Raw genomic sequence first — 20,412 nt, 5'->3', positions numbered from 1 at the left:
TTATTTCTGCATCAAACCCCGGATTTGGAAAGGTACGCACACAGCAGGCGGATTCCGTAAGCAGTTCCGCAGCGGCCCGCAGCAAATTCAGTATCCCCGAAAGCCGTTCCTGCAATATCAAGATGTGCCCATTGCGGATGCTGATCCGTAAAAACTTCCAGGAATTTGGCAGCCACGATTGCTCCGGCCAGCGGCTTTCCGTGATAATTTTTTACGTCGGCAATATCGGATGAAATTTCTTCTTTGTATTCGTCCCAGACCGGCAGCCGCCACAAGCGTTCACCCGTATAATCGCCCGCTTCGATCAGTTCTTCTGCAAGCGAATCGCTTGGTGTAAAAAGTCCGGCGGCTTCATAGCCAAGGGTCTGAATAACACTTCCCGTCAGCGTGGCCAGATCAATAATCACGTCCGGATTGAACTGCTTTGCCGCATAGCTTAGCCCGTCGGCAAGGATCAGCCTGCCTTCCGCATCCGTATCAATGACTTCAATCGTTTTCCCGGAATAGGAACCGATCACATCGCCCGGCTTTGTAGCGGAGCCGTCCACGCAGTTTTCCGTAGAAGGAATGATGCCGATAACGCGAACGGGCAGTTTCAGCTGCGCCACAAGTTCCAAGGTTCCCAGTACCGCTGCCGCGCCGCCCATGTCGCTTTTCATCAGGTGCATATTGGCAGAAGGCTTGATGGAAATACCGCCGGTATCGAATGTCACGCCTTTTCCGACGAGTGCAATCGTCTTCTGATAATTTTGCGGTTCGTATTCGCTGATGATCATGACCGGCGGAGCATCGCTGCCTTTGCTCACCGACAACAAAGCATGCATTCTCAGTTCCTGTAATTTTTCTTTTTCAAAAACAGTGACCTTATACCCGTTTTGCCTACCCGAATCCTTTGCCCATTCTGCAAGCGTTTGCGGCGTTTTGTAATTTCCCGGCGCATTCATCAGATCCATGATCCGCATCTGAACAATAGCTGTCTGCTGTGCAGCATGGATGCTGTTCTGCACTTCTTCCGAATCGGAGTAAGTTAAAATCTTTAAAGTACCGTTTTCAAAAAAGCGGCTGAAAGGCTTCGGCTCTGTTTTGTAAAGCTGAATATTGTAGCCGCCCAGAATGATTCCGTTCACGGCATTTCCGATCCATTCCGGTGAATAACCTTTTGCATCCAGCACGATCTGTTCCGGCCAGCGATCCTTTCGCTTGAAGAAAAACGATCTGAAAATCCGGATAACGGCCGAGAGCTTCGGGGATTTCCCCAGTCCAAGCCAGACTTCATGGGATGAATACCACCATATTTCGCCTTTTTCTGCCCTGAACATGGACTGGTTTTCCGGCTCGGAACCCTCTTCAAACGGACGGATCAGCAGTATATTTTCATCCGCCTGTACGGTTTGGTTTATTTGCATAGCGTTTTTTGATACTTTTAGCGATTAGCTTTTGGCTTTTACAATTTGCCTACTCTGGACATAAGTTTCCTGACTATTTATTCTAATTGCCAAAAACCGCCAGCATTAAAATTCAACTTTGCTTACATACATCAATTATCAATCCATGACAAAAAAGACCTTTGACAAAATTTACCAACCCATGATAAAAAAATACCCCTCGACAAAAATTATCAATCCATGACAAAAAATGACAATCCATGACAAAAAAACGCCCCTCGACAAAAATTATCAACCCATGACAAAAAATGACTGCTAAAAAGAACCGTCAATCCAGCCCGCCTCTCCGGATCGGTTTTCTTTGTTCAGGCCATGCGCCCGGCTTGCCTTCCGCATTCAATGGCAATATACTTTTTTCACGCGATGTTTTTACAGGATCTTCGCTGGCCTGATAAGCCATGATGGCGGCGAGTATGGCATTGCTGCGCACATCGTCAAACACGATCTTGTCATACGTATCGCGGTTGGTATGCCACGTGTAAGTTCCGTAAGACCAGTTCAGCGAACTCAGGGAAAAAGCGGGCGCGCCGGCCGCTACAAAAGAAGCATAATCAGAGCCGCCTGCGCCGGGAGCGCCGGGAAAACGGGTTTCAATCGGAGCTTTAATGGATTCCGGCACTTTCGATAACCAGCGCCCGATGTAATCATACGCATTCAGAAATCCCTGACCGGATATGTTAATGACCCTTCCGGTTCCGTTATCCTGATTAAAAACTGCCTGAATATTTTTAACGATTTCCGGATGATCTTCCACAAAAGCCCTTGAACCGTTCAACCCCTGCTCTTCACTTCCCCAATGTCCGACCAGAATCGTTCTTTTAGGATTCGGATAAACTTTTTTCAGGATACGCATGGCTTCCATCATCACAATGGTGCCCGTTCCGTTGTCGGTTGCGCCCGTTCCTCCGTCCCATGAATCAAAATGGGCCGATAACATGACATATTCATCCGGTTTCTCCGTTCCCCTGATTTCACCGATGGTATTGAAAGTGGTGCTGACACCCGTTTCCTTGGCATCGGCACGAACACTGATTTTCGGCGTATGCCCCGATTCGCTCAGCCGGTAAAGCAGGCCGTAATCTTCCAGTGAAATATCCACGGTCGGGATTGTTTTGGTATATGCGCCGAAAATCTTGTTTGCTCCGAACCCTTTTGACCAGTAAGACATGACAATGCCGGCAGCTCCGGCTTTTTCCAGTGCAACGGGCAAAGTACGCGTTGTGTAACCCGTCTTTTTCAGCCGGTTTGCCCATGCTTCCGTTTGCACATCGCGGTCTTTTTTCATTTTTTCAAACGATTCCTTGGTGGCAAACTCCTGCCAGTTGTAGTCCGGGCGGCCTGTCGGCTGGTTCATGCTGATCATGACGAATTTGCCTTTCGCGGAAGGAAGCCATTTCTGGAAAGCCACCGAGTCCGCCACATCTGGAAGGATCATGACTTCGGCAGTAACCGTTTTTCCGCCAGTTCCCGGGCTCCATGCAAGCTGCATTCCTTCCAGTGATTTTACACGCGGCGAAACCATGTCGATATGCGAAACGCCCCGCTCCCATCCGCGCCATTCGCCCCATTTTTCATTTTTGGCCGTAATATTCCAGCTTTTGTATTTAGCAACGGCCCATTCGTGCGCCTGCATCATTTGCGGAGAACCCACGAGCCTCGGGCCAATGACATCCATCAGTTCGTGCGCCAGTTTTTCCAGCTGAGAGTTTTCCGTAGCTTCCTTAACAATGCTTTCTACAACAGGATCTTTTGTCTGGCCGAAACCTGACTGGACAAGAAGTAAAAAAAGAAGAATAAATAGCGGAGATATTTTTTTCATGAAAGGTTAAAGTTTAAGAATTTTCTGTTTCCGAATGTATGAAATACGGATGAAGCTTTCCATACCAACTTGAAACATTCCAAATTCATATGCTTATTGCCACATAAATGCAAAGTCGGGGATTGTAAAATAAATAACTGCACCTGTTTACGGTTTACAAGGCACTGGTTTTGCATATTGCAGGCACGCGTTCATCGTATGGGAAACAGAATCGTATCATTTGTCTTTTTTGCCAATTATTTCGTCGGGCTGCTTGCAGTGGCATTGTCCGTGGAAACTGCTTTTCAGCTAAACCTTCCGCTTAATTCTGCGGCTTACTATATCCTATTATTCAGTGCGACGGTTGTTTATTACACTTGGGCCTATTCCGGTCCGGTCAGTACAAAAGCGTCCGTAAACCCGCGGACGGAATGGTACCGGCTTCATCACCGTTTTGTAATCGCCAGTCAGTATGTGCTGGTTATACTTTGCATTTGCCTTGGATTGTGGCTGCTGATCAAAGATTTCAGCAAAATTTCAGTTTTGCCCGTTTATTACTGGCTGCTGCTTTCCGTTGTTCCGGTGGCTGCCATTTTGTATTACGGCCTTTTACCCGAAACATTTATTTCCCTGAATTTGAGAAGAACCGGCTGGCTCAAAGCATTCGTCATCGGCTTTGTGTGGGCGGGCTGTGTCAATCTTTTTCCTGTGACCATGGTCCGCATCGAGCAAGGCATTTCCATTCACGAACCGCTTGTGATGCTCTGGCTTTTCATGAAAAACTGGATGTTCTGTACGGTAAATGCCATTATGTTCGACATGAAAGATTATGAAGACGACGCCAACATCGAGCTGAAAACCTTTGCCGTGAGAATGGGGCTGAAAAATACGATTTACTATATTCTCGTTCCGTTGCTGCTCATCGGACTGATGTCGTTCCTTACTTTTGCGGTTTACAGGCATTTCAGCCTGATCACGATTCTGCTGAACCTTGTTCCGTTTGTTTGTCTTCTGGCCGTTGCATTTTCATTACAGAGACCCCGAAAAATCCTGTATTATCTGATTGTTATTGACGGACTTTTGCTTGTAAAGGCCATTTGCGGAATAGCCGGTACTTTCTTTTCGGGAAATTATGCGTATTATGGTTAAAAACGAATGATGACCAACAACTACGACGATATTGCCGGGAATTACGATGCGATCAGCCGGCTGGTTTTCCGGAAATCCATTGTGCGTTCGCAGCAGGTTCTTTTGCCGCATGTAAAAACGCCTTCCCGGATTCTGATCGTCGGCGGCGGTACCGGCTGGATTCTGGAAGAACTGTCGAAAATCCATCCGCGCGGGCTTTCCATTACTTACGTTGAAATTTCCCGGAATATGATTGCATTGGCCGAAAAGAGAAACTGGCAGCAAAACCGTGTTTCATTTGTGCATACTGCGATTGAAGACTATAAAACAGAACTAAAATTTGACGTCATAATGACGCCGTTCCTGTTCGATAATTTCAGTACGGAAAGAGCAGAAACTGTTTTTAAACTGCTTGACAAGTTGATTTTGCCGGGCGGATTGTGGCTTTTCACAGACTTTCATGTAGAAAAAAATGCCAGGGGAATCTGGCAGTCGGTTCTACTGAAAATCATGTACTGGTTTTTCCGGAAAATAGCTCATGTGGAAGCCGATAAATTGCCCGATCTGAACGCACAGTTTCTGGCTGCGCGTTATGCGTGCATTTACAAAAGTGTCCATTTCAGCGGATTCATACAATCGCTTGTTTTCAGAAAGCTAAGTTAGAAATCCATTTCGTCAGAAAATAAAATTACACAAGTACAGCCCTTTTCCTGCCGAAAATGAATTTTTCATTGAAGACAACAATGGAAATCAGGATAATGGAGTAAGCAACAATCTGGATAAAATTGATAGGTTCGTGAAAGTAAAATAGGGCGGTCACAAAATTCATGAGCGGATTGATATACAGCAGAATCCCCATCGTAGAAGAAGTTACGCCCTGCAAAGCGTACAGGTTCATGTAAAGCGGTATGATCGTAAATACGACGGCAATAACGGCGATCAATGCATAAAACGAAAACTCCGTTGGGATGCCTGCGCTGTAAACGGGATAAAACGGCAGCAATATCAATGCGGAAAAAAGGATTTGAACGGTCAGTACCAGAAACTTGTCCAGGCCCGTATTTTTTCTCTGGCTAACTAAATAAAACGCATAGGAAGCCGCTACAATAAGACTGTAAGCAATATCGGCAATGTTGTTGAACGACAGCAGAATACAGCTCGCAACGCTCATCGAAACCGCCGTCCACTGCCATTTGCTGAGCTTTTCGTTCAGTACAAAAAACGCGATAACGGTCGTCATGATCGGACAAACGAGATAGGCAAACGATGCAGCTTTTACGCTGATATGGTTCATGACGTAAATGAAGAAAAACCAGTTGGCCGTCAGCAGAATCCCTCCGCTTAACGTCAGCGCAGCAACGGTTTTTCTTTGCACGGCAGGCATTTGTTTAAAGATGCGGATGTTGTCCGCAAGCACTTTTCTTCTTATAAACAAACTGGTGACGGACATAATCACAGCGCAGAAAAACACCCTGTAAAATAAAATATCGAGCGAAGGATAATCTTTAAGCGGCTTTAAGGCAAGACTGAAAAATCCCCATATCACAAAGGATACAAAGGCGGACAAGTAGTATTTGGAAAATTTCATTACAAACAGAAAATGCGTTTATTTGAAGCTGCGGGCTTGTTTTTACCCAACAGAAAAATGTTCGCGCCGGTTCGGAACAACGCGGAAACTGTCTGAACGGCATAAAAAGAATGTTGCGGGATACCCTGGCACGGTAATGGAATCAATAAGGCAAACTTAAACAAATCGTATGAATTTTTCGGATATAAGGCTGGTGGCGACGGATATGGACGGAACGCTTTTAAACTCAAAACATGAACTGCATGAATCTTTTTACCCTGTTTTCCGCAAGCTGAAAGCGCACGGGATTCTGTTTGTAGCTGCCAGCGGCCGGCAGTATTTTAATCTGCTGAAAACGCTGGACCCGATAAAAGATGAAGTTATTTTTGCCGCGGAAAATGGAAGTTATGTTGTTTTTCAGGATGAGGAAATTCATATTCAGGATATGGACGGGCAAATTGTAAAAGAGTTGGTGCTGCTTTCCAGGACAATCCCGGATACGTATGCTGTCATCTGTGGCAAGAAAAAAGCGTATGTTGAAAGCGATGAACCGGAATTCATCAATCATCTGAAATTGTATTTTGAACGCTACGAAATCGTCGAGGATCTGACAAAAGTAGACGACGACCAGTTTCTGAAATTTACATTATGCGATCTTGCCGGTTCTGAAACAAACAGTTACCCGCATTTTAAACATTATGCAGACCATCTTCAGGTAAAAATATCGGGACAAATCTGGCTGGATATTTCCGATAAAAACGCGAATAAAGGCAAAGCCATGGAAGTGATTCAAAAAATGTACGGGATTTCACCGGAACAAACGATGGCATTCGGAGATTATCTGAACGACCTTGAAATGCTGCAAAAAGCGCATTTTTCGTACGCAATGGCCAATGCGCATCCCGATATAAAAAAAGCAGCCCGTTCTCTCGCCAGAAGTAACGATGAGAACGGGGTTGTGGAAGTGCTTTCGGAACTGACCGATTAATAAAAACGGCTATTTGGTGTATTTCTTGAAAATGGAAGTCGCCGTATGGCCGCCAAATCCGAATGTGTTGTTAAGCGCATAATTTACAGTCTTTCTGATCGATTCGCCAAGAATGATGTTCATGCCTTCCGGAACGTGTTCGTCCAGATTAACCGTATTGATGGTGCCCGGAATGATATCTTCCTTAACGGCCATTACACTCACAATGCTTTCAATAGCGCCGGCTGCGCCCAAAAGGTGGCCGGTCATGGATTTTGTAGCACTGATCGCAACGGGATGATCGCCAAATACCTGCTTCATTCCGTTCAGCTCGCTCATATCGCCCAATCCGGTCGAAGTGGCGTGTGCATTGACGTAATCGATTTTATCGGCTGAAATACCCGCTTCCTTCAATGCTTTGTTCATGCCCAGCGCGGCGCCCATTCCGTCCGGCGGCGTGCCGGTAAGATGATATGCATCGGCTGCCATGCCGCCGCCAACGATTTCCGCATATATTTTTGCGCCGCGTGCAACGGCATATTCCAGGTCTTCCAGAATGAGGGCAGCTGCACCTTCACCCATTACAAAACCGTCACGATCTTTATCAAAAGGACGTGAAGCTGTTTCGGGCGAGTCGTTCCTTTTGGAAAGTGCCTGTGCTGCGCCGAAGCCGCCAAGAGCTGAATAAATAATGGCTGCTTCCGAACCGCCGGCAACCATTAATTTTGCCTTTCCAAGTCTGATGGTATCAAATGCGCTGATGACAGCCGTATTGGAAGATGCGCAGGCAGAAACCGTACAGTAATTGGGGCCATGCAGTTTATGCCGGATTGAAATAACACCTGCCGCAATGTCAACGATCATTTTCGGAATAAAGAACGGACTGAAACGCGGAACGCCGCCCGACGCATGGAATTCAAGCAACTGATCCTCAAATGTGCCCATACCGCCGTTTCCCGTAGCCCAGATTACGCCCATATCGTGGCGCTCCGAAACATCTATCGTACTGAAATCCAGCCCTGCATCTTTTATGGCGTCGTCCGAAGCAGCAATGGCGTACTGCGTATGCAGATCAAACTTTTTCAGTTCCTTTTTATCAATATAATCTTCCGGATTAAAGCCTTTTACTTCACATCCAAACTGGGTCTTGAATTTGGAAACGTCCATTTTGGTAATCGTAGCCGCGCCGCTTTTACCATTTACAATATTTTCCCAGAACTCGTCGACCGTATTACCCAATGGAGATATTACTCCCAAACCTGTAACTACTACTCTTTTCATAAAATGTTGAATTGTTTCTAAGACGCCGGACATTACAAATCATACTGCCGGGTCACTGCATCTTTGAACATGGAATTTACCAGTTTCTGAACAATCGGTCCTACCAGTAAGATCACCGGAATGACTATCATATAGGCCATGCTCCAAGATTTCAGCCAAATCACTAAAAAATTGCTAACAAATCCAATATTAATGGAAATCAAAGTAAAGGAAATTATGCCCGTCGTAATAATTCCCATAATCATGGCAAATGCAATCCTGTGTTTCATTGTATTGTATTTACTGAAAAGAATATTTCAACAAACTTTCGTCACAAACGGTTACGAATTCATGGCCAGCAGCGCGCCGGCAGGATCGTGCTGAAAAAGCTGATAAAGCTGCGCAGTCCGGCCGACATGGATTTCATAAGTATTATCTTCAAAAGCATTCATCAGATCTTCGGCAACCTGTTGTGGCGGAATGCCGTTTGCACCGCCTATTACCTGTGAAAAATCCGTATTCACCAGCGGCGGCATCAGTTCAAACACTTTGATGTCCGTAGCATTTTCCAGCGTAAAGCGCAGTGACTGCGAATAGGAATGCAGCGCGGCTTTGCTGGCGGCATACGTAGGCAGCACATGGTTCGGGACAAAAGCGACAATACTGGAAACGTTGACAATGGCAGCTTGTTCCGCGTTTTTCAGCAACGGAAGCAGTTTCTGGTTAAGCCGGACAACAGACAAATAATTGGTAAGCATTTCCTCTTCCGCATTTGCAAATGCATTATCATCGCCGTCCAGTTTGTAGTAAGACGCTTTTCCGGCGTTGTTGATGACTACATTCAGATCCGGAAAATTCTTCTGCAGATAATCCGCAAGCTTGTCTACATCGCTTGGAACGGTTACGTCACAAACAAAAGGCGTCACATTATGCAGCTTTGCAGCGGCCATGTCCAGCCGGATTTCATTTCTGCCGGTTATAATCACCTGATTGTTCTGCTCTGAAAAAATCCGCGCAATTTCAAAACCGATTCCGGCACTTCCGCCGGTTACCAAAACAATGTTTCCAGTAGTTTTCATTTTTGTTTCATTTAAGCTGAAATTATATACCGATCGGTATATTTTATGGTAAAATTTTTTAACCTAAATCATCAATCATTTTTTTAATGGACTTCATGACTGCATTTCTGTAGTTCAATTTGCCTGTAACCTTCGCCATCATGATTCCGCCTTCAATCATGGCAATAATCGTCAGGGCCATTTGCTCCGGATCCGTATCCGCATGAAATTCCCGGTCATCCATGCCTTTTTTAATCAATGCCTGAAGATTGCTTTTCCATTGCATGATGGCATCGGCCGCTTTTTGCCGGAGTTCGGGGTGCGTATCGTCGGCTTCCGTGGAGGTATTCAGGATCGGGCATCCGCCGTCCGGAAAAGGAAATTCGAGAAAGTTGCTGTAAACATTTACGTACACCATAAGTTTCTCTTTAACAGAATCCTTGCTGTCCATTTCATGCCTGATTACTTTATGAACCATTTTCAGATTATGGTCAAATGCAGCCAGCGCAACGTCATCCTTGTTCCTGAAATTTCCGTAAATACTTCCTTTTGTAAGGCCTGTCGCCTGAATCATATCATTAATGGACGTCCCCGCAAATCCTTTGACATTAAAGATCGGAGCCGTTTTTTCAATAATAAATTGCCGCGTTTTTTCTGCCTTGTTCATCATACTGAAATAGTCACTTCACAAAAATATACCAATCGGTATATTTATACAAACAATCCGGAATTTATATTTTCAATTCCTACAAAAAAAAGGTACTTCGCCCAAGCAAAATACCTTTTTAAATATGGTTATGAAGATCGTTTCAAACTTCTACAAGCCACTTTTAACTATAAATGACTAAAACACAATAAATGACTCTTAGTAACAATAAATGACAACAAATGACAATCCATAACTACAACTTCCCCCCTACTTCCCAGCCGTAACCCGCCATATCGTATTTCCCGAATCGTCATTTACAAGCAATGATCCGTCGTCCATTACCGTAACGCCTACCGGCCGGCCGAATACTTTGTCCTCAGTGTCTATAAAGCCAGTCAGGAAGTCTTCCTGTTTTCCGGTAGGTTTTCCATTTTCAAAAGGAATAAAAATGACCTTATAACCCGAAAGTCTGGAACGGTTCCATGAGCCGTGCTGACCAACAAATGCGCCATTATGATATTTGGCCGGAAACTGGTTTTTATCATAGAAAGCAAAGCCGAGCGAGGCGGTATGCGCTCCGACTGCCACATCCGGAACGATGGCCTTGGCTACAAGTTCAGGATTTTCACCTTTGCGGCGCGGATCGACATTTTGTCCGAAATAGGAATAAGGCCAGCCATAAAAACCGCCTTCCTTCACGCTTGTGACATAATCCGGAACCAGTTCATCGCCCAGTTCATCCCTTTCATTTACCGCAGTCCACAATACATTGGTACCGGGCGCCCAATCCATCCCGACCGGATTTCTCAGTCCGCTTGCATAAATTTTCTCACCTGTTCCGTCCGGATTGATCTGCAAAATGTTGGCCCGGCGCTTTTCCTTGTCCATGCCGTTATCGCCGACATTACTTCCGGAACCAACAGAAACGTAAATTTTGGAGCCGTCCGCATTGGCGAGCAGATTTCTGGTCCAGTGATTATTGTATCCGCCGGCGGGCAGTTCCAGTATTTTTTCACCTTTGCCCGTCATTTTCGTTTCTCCGGCTTTATATGGATACCGGTAAATTCCGTCGGTATTGGCTACATAAAAGAAGTTTTTAAGCACCAGCATTCCGAATGGCTTGTTGAGCTTTTCAAGGAAGATTTCCCGCAGTTCCGGCTTGCCGTCTTTGTTCACATCCCGCAAAAGCGTTATCCTGTCAGCACTTTTTTTCGTATTCGACTCGGCCACGAAAATATCGCCGTTCGGTGCGATGTACGTCCATCTGGGGCTGTCCAGTTTATCTGCAAACTTGGTTACTGTAAATCCAACGGGCGCTTTCGGCATTTCTCCTTCCGGCCAGCCTGCTTCTTCCGGGCGTTTTTCTGCGGACTCGGTCGCAAAAGGCGGCGGCAAAGTCAGTTTTTCAGCTTCGGTTTTTACCGTGTCCGGGCCGCTTTTGGCAGCTTCCTCCTTTTCTTTTTCTTTACTGTTGCATCCGATCATTGTAGTAACGGCAAGGATGTATGCCACGGTAAGGCGGGTAATTCTGATCATGATTATATCGGGTTTGTTTAAAAACAAAAAAGCAGATCGCAGGTTTTTTACAACCTTCTATCTGCTTTTTAACAATAATAATGCCAGTTTGCTTTTTACAGGAATTCCAAGAAAGCAGACCACGCAATTTTATACATTGCTGCGGAACGAAAACGTACGCTGTTATACGGACAAGATGTCCTTTTCAAGGTCAGAACGCAACCCGTAATTGTTTCAGGTTCTAGAAAGTGACAGGCACTTCAACAACGGTTGTTTCCCAGCCCATGAACATTTTCGCCGCATTGTCTGAAGCCTTCTCAAAAACAATGGAAAAGTTTTCAATCGGAGCCTCTGCTTTTTTTACCGGAGCCGTTACGCGCAAAACGTCATTGCCTTCCTTGTATTTGTAAGCGCCCCAGTAATCCAGGTCGGAGCTCAGGATAATGGTCCATTCTTTTTCACCGGGAATGGTAAAAAGTGAGTACGTTCCAGCTTTTACCGGTTTTCCCGCGATTTTGGCATCCTGATAAAACTTGATCTCGGTGGATTCGTCCGCACCCGTTCTCCATACTTTTCCATAAGGTTCCAGCTTGCCGAAAGCTTCTCTTCCTTTCAGATACGGACGGCTGTAAGAAACTTTGATTAATGGCTTTTCACCATCTTTCCGGTCATGTGCAAAATGGTCGGGAAAATAGGCAATGTCGCGCGGGCTTTTGTCCAACGGCCTGAATTTCTGAGCTTTTGCAGCAAAAGAAAAGATGGTTAGCAACAGGAAAACGGAAATGTTCTTTTTCATAAATAAAATGCTGTAATGGTTATAAATGAATGTTTGAAATATTTTAAAAACGATGCTTATTCAATTCACGCTAAATCAAAATCTTAACTTTTAAAAGCTAACAGCCAATTGCTAACAGCTAAAAAAAACCTGCTATGCAATCTGTTTTCCGTTCAAAACCGGCCGCGGATCTTTGGAATTGTTGAGCACTGCAAGACTCTTTTTAAATTCAACCTGAACGTTATTTTCCTCAAACACACATCTGACCTTTTCATAATGCGCGGTTTCTACAAACCGCCACGTCATTTCAAACGTGTTCTCGTCGACCCAAGCGCCGTTGGCTGCTATTCTGGTCAGTTTTTCGCCCGGCACCGGTGTCGGAACGAGCTTTAACGGGATTGTGGAAAGGCTTGTTTCACCGTTTTTCCATTTGCCTATGCCGCAACTGATCTTGTGCTCGCCCTGATTGTCTTTCATTTTAAACGTACACGAATCTTTTGCAAACGAAAGCGCAACACTGCTCACATTCAGGGAATTTTCACTGATGCTGTAAGTTCTGTTATTGATCTTTGAAATGAGCGGCGACTGTGGTTTTCCCGTTTCAAGCGGCAGCGCAAGCGAAGCCAGTTTTTGACGTAGTTGTTCCTGCATATTTTTACCTGAAGATGCTTCTTCCGGTTTGACAACCGGCAGAATATTGTTCCATACCTCATCCAGAATGGCCTGCATGTTGCTCGTTTCGCTTGTAATCGCAAGAACCATTTCTTCCTTCGGCATCACAATGCAGTATTGTCCGTAAGCACCGTCGCCGCGATAAGCATCGTTACGGCACCGCCAGAACTGATAACCGTACCCTTGAAGCCAGTCATTTTCCTCTTTTTTGCGCGATCCGCCTTTGGACTGGATGTGCGAACGCGTTGCTTCATTTACCCACGATTCCGGAATGAGCTGCTTTCCGTTCCACATGCCTTTCTGCAGGTACAATTGCCCGAATTTTGCAATATCTTCTGTTTTCACACGTAATCCCCAACCGCCGGTATTGATCCCGTTCGGGTCTGTTTCCCAGTCTGCGCCTTCGATTCCGAGCGGCTGAAACAATCTGGGTCCGAGAAATTCAAGCAGTGTTTTTCCGCTGCGTTTCTGAACAATCGCCGAAAGCATGTAAGTAGCCACGCTGTTGTAGACGAAGAATGTTCCGGGCGTATGTTCCACCGGTTGCGCAAGAAACGATTTGATCCAGTTTTTGTCGGAAGATTCCCGCACGGCCGGCGTTGCGTCTTTATCATGGCCTGTAGACATTGTCAGCAAATCCTGAACGCGCATGGCTGCCAGATTGGGACTGACAGTTGCCGGCTTTTCATCCGAGAAAATGGAAATTACTTTATCCTCGACAGACAGCTTCCCGTCGGCAACGAGCATGCCTATGGCTGTGGAAGTAAAACTTTTGCTGAGCGAGTAAAGCGTGTGCTTCAGTTCCGGCGCATACGGCGCCCACCAGCCTTCTGCTACGACTTTCCCTTTTCGTAAAATCATCAGGCTATGCAGATTAAGCTTGCCGGATTCAACGGCATTGACAAAATCCAGGATTCCTTTTGAAGCTATTCCCTGCGACTCGGGACTGCTTCTCGGCAACTGAACGGACTTCAACGGTGACGCCCATAAAGAAGTCGGAATGGCGCTGATCAGACCCAGCTGAAGTGCGCCCGAGCCAAGTTGCTGTAAAAATTCTCTGCGGTTATAGGACATATTTTTGCTGTAAAGTAATGGTTGTTATCCGTAGGTTTCGGGTTCCCGCTGCGCAAATTGAAAGGTTATTTTCCCGGGTAATGGTATCTTTGTACACATCAGCAAATCTTATCCGACCAACTGCAAGCAGAATCCTATGTCTTTCAAATCCCTTGGCTTATCCGAATCCTTACTAAAAACCATTGAAGAACAGAATTATACTCAACCTTTTCCGATTCAGCAGGAAGCAATCCCGGCTATTCTGAAAGGACATGATGTGCTGGGCATTGCAAAAACGGGTTCCGGAAAAACAGCCAGTTTCGTTCTGCCCATTCTCGAAATGTTTCAAAGCATGCCCGCCGCAAAAAACAGGCATATTTCAGCACTCGTGCTGGTTCCCACGCGGGAACTGGCGGTACAGATTGCGGTTGTTTTCCAGACTTTCGGTGAAAGGCTTCCGAGAAAAGTGAAAACGCTGGCTGTGTACGGAGGTGTTTCCATTAACCCGCAGATGATTGCCCTGCAGGGCGTTGAAATCCTTGTTGCCACGCCGGGAAGGCTACTTGATCTGCTTTCATACAAAGCGCTCAGTCTTTCAGAAACGCAGATTCTTGTGCTGGACGAAGCGGATAAAATCCTGAACCTCGGTTTTGCCTCGGAAATGAAGGATATTTTTTTCCTGCTTCCCAAAAAACGCCAGAGCATTCTTTTTTCGGCAACGCTCGGTGAAGAAGTGGACAACATCAATAAAGAACAGCTCAGGAATCCGGTCCGCATCGAAATCGCCGAAGAAGAACAAAACCTTGACCTGATCAGACAAACAGGTTATTTCGTTGATCCTGACCGAAAAGGCCCTTTGCTCCGGTATCTGATCAAAACGGGAAACATGAAACAGGTTCTGGTTTTTGTATCGGCTACCCGGACGGCTGATAATCTGGTTGAAAAGCTGAACAAAAACGGCATTCAGGCCATGGCGATGCACAGCAAAAAAAGCCAGGGTGCCAGAACGGAAGCACTGAACAAGTTCAAATCAGGAAAACTGACGGTACTTGTGGCTACGGATCTGGCTTCCCGCGGAATCGACATCCAGTTTCTGCCGCATGTCATCAATTTTGAACTGCCGCGTTCGCCCAAGGATTATGTTCACAGAATAGGCAGGACGGGCCGCGCGGAAGCTTCCGGCGAGGCCATATCGCTGATTGTTCCGGAAGATGTGCATCATTTTCAGATCATCCAGAAAAAAATGGGCAAACGCGTCGAGATGAAAGAATCGTACGATCTGGAACTGAAAGGCTACTGAAAGCGGGTCAGTGCTTTTTCTTTTCCTTCGCGGCCAGCTCCACAATATCCTTTTTGCTTCCCGTCCAGAACGCGACGTTGCGCCGGTTGTAAGTATAAGTAACGGCTACGGAATCGCCCCAACTGATGATGGCAGGATAGGAATATTCATCCTCTTTTTTGCCGGTTGCAATATCGATCCGGTCCGTCCAGTTCTGACCGTTGTCGTACGATAATCCAAGTGAAAGCGGCGAACGCGAGCCCCAGTCTTTGTCATTCGGATTGTAGGCCAGTACGAGCGTGCCGTCCGGTATTCTGGCAAGGTCAATTCCGCTGTTCGGATTGGGCAGATTGGTCTTTTTGATTTCAGACCAGGTTTTTCCATTGTCATTGGAATCGCTCCGGCCGATTACGCCGCCGGTTGTACGTACCAGCATATGCACCATTCCGGGTTTCGATTCCCATAATGTCGGCTGAATGGCTCCTTTTCCTTTGATTTCGGTTGTATCAATTTTAAGATACGGGCTTGCTGTCCAGGTTTTTCCTTTGTCGGTGCTTCTGTCCACAAAAACTTCCCAACGGCTTTTTTCATTGGACGAGCCGGCCAGCCAGTCTCCGTTTGAAAGTTCGATCAGTTTATTTTTAACCGGTCCTCTTCCGCCTTTGTCGCCTTTTACCAGTTCATAAGCGTCAGACCAGGTTTCGCCGTTGTCGTCCGATGATTTTACCCACGTTTCCCACTGCGGTATTTCCTTTCCTACTTTGAAATACAAATAGATTTTGCCGTCAGCAGTTTTTTGTAAAACAGGGTTCCAGTGCGCATCTTCCCTTATTTTGGCAACTTCTTTCGGTGTGCTCCATTTTCCGGGACGTCCTTTCGAAAGCCAGATGCCCACATCCGGGTTCTTTTCTTCCGTACCTCCAAACCAAGCAATCAGAAACTGGCCGTCGTTCAGCCGAACAAGCGTGGAAGCGTGGCATTGCGCAAACGGGCGGTCATCTCCGAATACAAATTCCTTATTGCTGGCCAGCGTATCCGTTTTTACATCTTCGGCAGTTTCTGTTTTTTTGGAATTGCAGGATGCAGCGGCAATCAGCATAAAGCAAATTCCTGTTAAGAAGCAGTTGTTCGGAAGTTTGATACTCATGTTGGAACTTGGGGTTAAGGTTACTATTTTCAGAAGAAATGAATTCGTTTATTTCATCAGTTTTTTCAGATCGTCCATGACTTGTGCCGGCGCGTGCTCTTCGTACAGAATCCTGAAAACGGCGTCCGTTATGGGCAGATTTACGTGATGCATTTTATTCAGCTCATGAATGCTTTTTGTTGCGTAATAACCTTCTGCGATCATTTTCATTTCAAGCTGCGCCGCTTTTACGCTGTAACCGCGTCCGATCATGTTTCCGAAAAGCCGGTTACGACTGAACTGGGAATAGGCCGTTACAAGCAAATCGCCCAAGTACGCCGATGAACTGATGTTGCGCTCGCGTGCATCCAGCGCAGTTACAAAACTGCCGATTTCCTGCATGGCGTTGGAAACCAGTACAGCCTGGAAATTATCGCCATAGCCAAGCCCGTGCGTAATGCCGCATGCAAGCGCAATGATGTTTTTCATCACAGCCGCATATTCCACGCCGTACAAGTCATCGAGCGGATTGGCAGTTACGTAGCGGCATGTCATCAATTTTGCAAAATCTTCCGGAGCCGGGCATTCGGTGGAAGCAATGGAAAGGTAAGACTGTTTTTCGAGCGCGACTTCTTCGGCATGGCACGGACCGGCAATCACGCATGTTTCGCTGAGTTCAATCTCGTATTCATGCGCAATCCAGTCGGTAATCAGCATGTTTCTGTCGGGCAGCATGCCTTTGATCGCCGAAACAATGCGTCTGCCTTTCAGATGCTTTGCGGATAAGGGCTGCAACGATTCCTGAACAAAGGCGGCGGGAACGGCCAGAATCACATAATCAGCGCCTTTTACCGCATCCTGAATTTTTTCAAAAACCTTTATTTTCCGGGGAGAAAGTACAACGTCGCTGAGATAACTCGGATTATGGTGAAATTTCCGGATATGTGCAATGTCATTCCGGTTACGCAGCCACCAGCGTATCTGCACATGATTCTGTTCACACAATATCTTGATCAGTGCAGTGGCCCAGCTTCCGCCTCCGATGACAGCAATTTTTATATTATTGTTCAAACTCATTCCTGAAATACCGTTAACATCTTCACAGAAGACGATTTTGCCCATCCTTCCAACTGTGACGGGTTTCAAAAATGAGAAGATTTTAACAGAAACGTATGCAGAGCGGGGTAATAAATAAAAAATCCTTGCAGCAAAGCCGCAAGGATTTTCCTTTTTAACCTAAACTAAATCGAACTTATTACTTTTTTAGAACGTATCAGTTCCCGTTTTCATTTGATTTTTTATCGTCTTTTTTCACATCTTCTTTCTTTTTTTCTATCAGGTCGCCATTATTGAGGTTTTTGGAGACGGCAATGTACGGTCCGGAAATAATCGTGTCACCCGGTTTGAGCCCGGACAATACCTCGATATTTTCAAAATCGCTGATGCCCGTCTTTACTTCCTTCATCACGGCTTTTCCGTTTACATCCGTAAAAACCACTTCTTTGACGGCTTCCTGTTTTTTCAGCTTATTGTCATTTTCCTCGGCATTTTCATCTCCGTTCGGCTGATTGTTTCCTGCATTGGCGGCATTGTTGCTTCGGGTCGTTACGGCTGCAATCGGTACGGACACAACGCCGTTCTTTCTTTCCGTAATGATTTCAACCGAAGCCGTCATACCCGGCTTGAACGGATAGGATTTTTTGGTTTTGGAAACCAGCAGATCTTTAAAGGATTCGTTCAGGATTTTCACTTTTACTTCAAATTCGGTCACTGCGTCTGCTGAAATGCTGGAAGAAGCCGCGCTTCCGGTTGCGGAAGATGCAAGTCCGGCGGCTGTATTTGCAATTTCTTTTACAATACCTCTGAATTTCCTTCCCGAAGCACTGTATGCATCCACGTCTATTTCGGCAGTGTCGCCGAGCGCTACACGCACAATATCATTTTCATTGACGTTCACGCGTACTTCCATGTTGCTCAGGTTTGCAATGCGCATCATTTCCGTTCCGGCCATCTGTGAAGTTCCGACAACGCGTTCGCCGGCTTCCACGTTCAGCAAGGAAACGATTCCGCTTACCGGCGCAAAAATGCTCGTTTTGCGAAGGTTTTCGGCTGCGTCTTTCAAACCGGCCTCGGCACTTTTGATGTTGTAAAGCGCCGCTGAAACATTGGCCTTCGACGATTCCAGATCCTGTTGTGCAACGCCGTAAGAAGACTGGAACTGCTCATAATCGGCGGCGGAAATCACTTTATCGTTGTAGAGTTTTTTATTTCTTTCAAAATTGGCCTTTGCCTGTAAAAGCCGCGCTTCTGCCTGCGCCACCATGGCTTTGGTCTGCTCATAATTGGCCTTGCTGGAATTCACCGTAGCCTGCGCACGCGCCAGTAACGATTCATAGTTATCGGGTCGGATTTTAAGCAGTAGTTGTCCTTTCACCACCGAGTCGCCTTCAGCTACGTTCAGGCTGATGATTTCTCCCGAAACATCCGGGCTCAATTTTACTTCCACTTCCGGCTGCACTTTTCCCGACGCACTCACGCGTTCAATAATGTCGGCGCGTTTGACCGTTGTATATTCCACTTCGGTTGTTTTCGGCTTGCCGATGTATCCGGCTTGTTTGGCCCCGAATAAACCGGCAACAAGTAGTACCAGAATGCCTGCTGTAATCCACCAGATTTGTTTCGAAGATTTACGTGCCATATAATTATGATTTCAATTTTTGATTTTTTACTGATAAAAAACTTCTCCCGATCTGATCTATTAAAAATCGGATAACGGGCGGCCGAGGTAAAAGTCAAGGATTTTTGTCCGGAACACATAATCGTATTTTGCCTGTACCAGATTTCCGTTGGCCCTGTCCAGATTGGCTTTTGCAATGTTGTATTCAACGGAATTGACAGCGCCTACGTCAAACTTGGCCTGTGAAACGCGGAACGCTTCTGTTAATGCACGAACCTGATTAGCTGTTGCCGAATACCTTTTAGCCGCATTGTTCATATCAATATAGGCCTGTTCCACATTTTTTCGGATCGTCAGCTGCACTTGCTGCGCCTGATATTCGTACGTTTTCTGCTGGATTTTGGCATTGGCGACGTTGTATTTCACTCTGAAGTTTGTAAAAATAGGAATCGTAAGACTTAGGTTAATGGCCGAGTTCCGGTTAAAGTTCAACTGGTCAAAATAGCCGAAATAACGCAGGGAACCATTTGGCGTGGACACTTTCTGGACAATCGGCAGCTGCTCGTTGTTATAAACAATGTAATCCGTTGAAGACGTTACTTCCACCATCGTCGCTCCGGAACCGTCCGAAACAAAGCGCTCTTTCGGTGCGGCACTCGAAAAAGCCGTGTAAACGCCGCCGTTTAGCGTGAGCGAAGGCATTCCCGCTCCTTTTGCCAGGTCCACATTGGTCTTTGCTGCTTCTATGCGGAGATTTGCGGCTTTCATCTGCGGAAGATTGTTGACGGCTGCTTCGTAAATCTGCTGAATCGTGGCGTCATATGCCTGAAGTGTAGGATCGGCAACCGGTATTTCAACGACGTTGATCGGCTCGCTTCCCGGCATGTTCATGTATTGCTTAAGGTTCAGTTTGGCAGTTTCGAGATTGTTTTCAGCATTTACCAAAGTCAGTTCGTCATTGGCAAGCTGCGCTCTCAGATCCAGCAGATTGCTTTCGGCAAGCGTTCCGGCCTCAACAAGCCGTGCCGTTCTTTCCACCTGCAGGGAAGATGCATCCACTTGCCGCTGCGCCACTTCGATCAGCTCCTGATTGGTAATTACCTGAAGATAAGACAACGCCACGTTCAGCATGATGTCGTTCCGGGCCGCGTCCAGGTCTTTTGTGCTTGCCTGCAAATTGATATCGCTTCTCCGGATTGTATTCTTGATCTGAAAACCACTGAAAAGCGTAACCTGGCCGCCAAGCTGATAATTGTTGGAACTGATGTTCTGCTGTACAAACTGGTTAGTAAAAGGATCAATATTCCGGCCGAAACTGGTTCTTCCCCACTTTTGGTGGTTAAGCAGGAGCAAGTACCAATCTTTTTCTGAGCAATTCAAAGCTTGCTCTTCCATACATCTGCCTTTTTATAGTCTTTAGTTTATTAACATTGCCTTCCACAG

The 20,412-nt window shown here is 46.1% G+C and carries 18 protein-coding genes; 4 read left to right on the top strand and 14 right to left on the bottom strand.

What is annotated here, in order from left to right:
• Window positions 1-11 precede the first annotated feature (11 nt).
• Both FEM33_RS09605 and FEM33_RS09600 read right to left on the bottom strand, forming a co-directional pair.
• The gene (locus FEM33_RS09605) at window positions 12-1,406 is read right to left on the bottom strand and encodes a leucyl aminopeptidase family protein (protein WP_139011850.1); all 1,395 of its coding nucleotides are present in this window, start codon (window positions 1,404-1,406) and stop codon (window positions 12-14) included.
• A 307-nt stretch (window positions 1,407-1,713) separates the two neighbouring features.
• Window positions 1,714-3,264: a M20/M25/M40 family metallo-hydrolase gene (locus FEM33_RS09600; RefSeq protein ID WP_139011849.1), complete on the bottom strand. Its 1,551-nt coding sequence runs from the start codon at window positions 3,262-3,264 to the stop codon at window positions 1,714-1,716.
• A 198-nt stretch (window positions 3,265-3,462) separates the two neighbouring features.
• On the opposite strand from FEM33_RS09600, the gene FEM33_RS09595 reads away from it, so the two are divergent.
• Both FEM33_RS09595 and FEM33_RS09590 read left to right on the top strand, forming a co-directional pair.
• A complete protein-coding gene (locus tag FEM33_RS09595; RefSeq protein WP_139011848.1) occupies window positions 3,463-4,392 on the top strand; it encodes a UbiA family prenyltransferase in 930 nt (309 codons plus the stop codon).
• Window positions 4,393-4,398: 6 nt separating this feature from the next.
• Complete coding sequence (locus FEM33_RS09590) at window positions 4,399-5,034, top strand: class I SAM-dependent methyltransferase (RefSeq protein WP_229214170.1); 636 nt, start codon at window positions 4,399-4,401, stop codon at window positions 5,032-5,034.
• Between the two features lie 25 nt (window positions 5,035-5,059).
• On the opposite strand, the gene FEM33_RS09585 is transcribed toward FEM33_RS09590, so the two are convergent.
• Entirely contained in the window at window positions 5,060-5,959 is a 900-nt protein-coding gene (locus FEM33_RS09585) for an EamA family transporter (RefSeq protein WP_139011847.1), read from the bottom strand.
• 169 nt (window positions 5,960-6,128) lie between these two features.
• Here FEM33_RS09585 and FEM33_RS09580 point away from each other — a divergent pair, with 169 nt between their 5' ends.
• Window positions 6,129-6,926 (top strand): HAD family hydrolase, encoded by a 798-nt coding sequence (locus tag FEM33_RS09580; protein ID WP_139011846.1) that lies wholly within the window; start codon window positions 6,129-6,131, stop codon window positions 6,924-6,926.
• A gap of 9 nt (window positions 6,927-6,935) precedes the next feature.
• Here the strand turns inward: FEM33_RS09580 and fabF are convergent, their stop codons facing one another.
• The 7 genes from fabF to FEM33_RS09545 form a co-directional block, all read right to left on the bottom strand.
• Entirely contained in the window at window positions 6,936-8,186 is a 1,251-nt protein-coding gene (gene fabF / locus FEM33_RS09575; protein WP_139011845.1) for a beta-ketoacyl-ACP synthase II, read from the bottom strand.
• A 32-nt stretch (window positions 8,187-8,218) separates the two neighbouring features.
• Window positions 8,219-8,455, bottom strand: coding sequence for a DUF2798 domain-containing protein (locus FEM33_RS09570; RefSeq protein ID WP_510185954.1), 237 nt, complete (start codon window positions 8,453-8,455; stop codon window positions 8,219-8,221).
• Between the two features lie 51 nt (window positions 8,456-8,506).
• The gene (locus FEM33_RS09565; protein ID WP_139011844.1) at window positions 8,507-9,244 is read right to left on the bottom strand and encodes an SDR family oxidoreductase; all 738 of its coding nucleotides are present in this window, start codon (window positions 9,242-9,244) and stop codon (window positions 8,507-8,509) included.
• A 58-nt stretch (window positions 9,245-9,302) separates the two neighbouring features.
• Window positions 9,303-9,893, bottom strand: coding sequence for a TetR/AcrR family transcriptional regulator (locus FEM33_RS09560; protein WP_201747722.1), 591 nt, complete (start codon window positions 9,891-9,893; stop codon window positions 9,303-9,305).
• Between the two features lie 246 nt (window positions 9,894-10,139).
• Window positions 10,140-11,408 carry a PQQ-dependent sugar dehydrogenase gene (locus FEM33_RS09555; RefSeq protein WP_139011843.1) on the bottom strand — a complete coding sequence of 423 codons (1,269 nt, stop codon included), beginning with the start codon at window positions 11,406-11,408 and terminating at the stop codon, window positions 10,140-10,142.
• Window positions 11,409-11,628: 220 nt separating this feature from the next.
• Entirely contained in the window at window positions 11,629-12,183 is a 555-nt protein-coding gene (locus tag FEM33_RS09550) for a DUF2911 domain-containing protein (protein WP_139011842.1), read from the bottom strand.
• A 132-nt stretch (window positions 12,184-12,315) separates the two neighbouring features.
• On the bottom strand, window positions 12,316-13,908 hold the full coding sequence (locus tag FEM33_RS09545; protein WP_139011841.1) for a serine hydrolase domain-containing protein: 1,593 nt from the start codon (window positions 13,906-13,908) through the stop codon (window positions 12,316-12,318).
• A 136-nt stretch (window positions 13,909-14,044) separates the two neighbouring features.
• Between FEM33_RS09545 and FEM33_RS09540 the strand changes: the two genes are divergently transcribed.
• Window positions 14,045-15,187, top strand: a complete 1,143-nt coding sequence (locus tag FEM33_RS09540; RefSeq protein WP_139011840.1) for a DEAD/DEAH box helicase — start codon at window positions 14,045-14,047, stop codon at window positions 15,185-15,187.
• 7 nt (window positions 15,188-15,194) lie between these two features.
• Here FEM33_RS09540 and FEM33_RS09535 read toward each other — a convergent pair whose 3' ends face one another.
• The 4 genes from FEM33_RS09535 to FEM33_RS09520 form a co-directional block, all read right to left on the bottom strand.
• Window positions 15,195-16,313, bottom strand: coding sequence for a sialidase family protein (locus FEM33_RS09535; protein WP_201747721.1), 1,119 nt, complete (start codon window positions 16,311-16,313; stop codon window positions 15,195-15,197).
• A gap of 48 nt (window positions 16,314-16,361) precedes the next feature.
• Entirely contained in the window at window positions 16,362-17,369 is a 1,008-nt protein-coding gene (locus FEM33_RS09530; protein ID WP_139011893.1) for an NAD(P)H-dependent glycerol-3-phosphate dehydrogenase, read from the bottom strand.
• A 196-nt stretch (window positions 17,370-17,565) separates the two neighbouring features.
• On the bottom strand, window positions 17,566-18,990 hold the full coding sequence (locus tag FEM33_RS09525) for an efflux RND transporter periplasmic adaptor subunit (protein ID WP_139011839.1): 1,425 nt from the start codon (window positions 18,988-18,990) through the stop codon (window positions 17,566-17,568).
• Window positions 18,991-19,050: 60 nt separating this feature from the next.
• Window positions 19,051-20,322, bottom strand: coding sequence for a TolC family protein (locus tag FEM33_RS09520; protein WP_229214169.1), 1,272 nt, complete (start codon window positions 20,320-20,322; stop codon window positions 19,051-19,053).
• Between the last annotated feature and the right edge of the window lie 90 nt (window positions 20,323-20,412).

Origin of the sequence: Dyadobacter flavalbus, from assembly GCF_006149045.1 — a bacterium.
Taxonomy (GTDB): Bacteria; Bacteroidota; Bacteroidia; order Cytophagales; family Spirosomataceae; genus Dyadobacter; species Dyadobacter flavalbus.
Note: the sequence above shows the minus strand (reverse complement) of the source record. Positions and strands in the feature narration are given on the sequence as shown.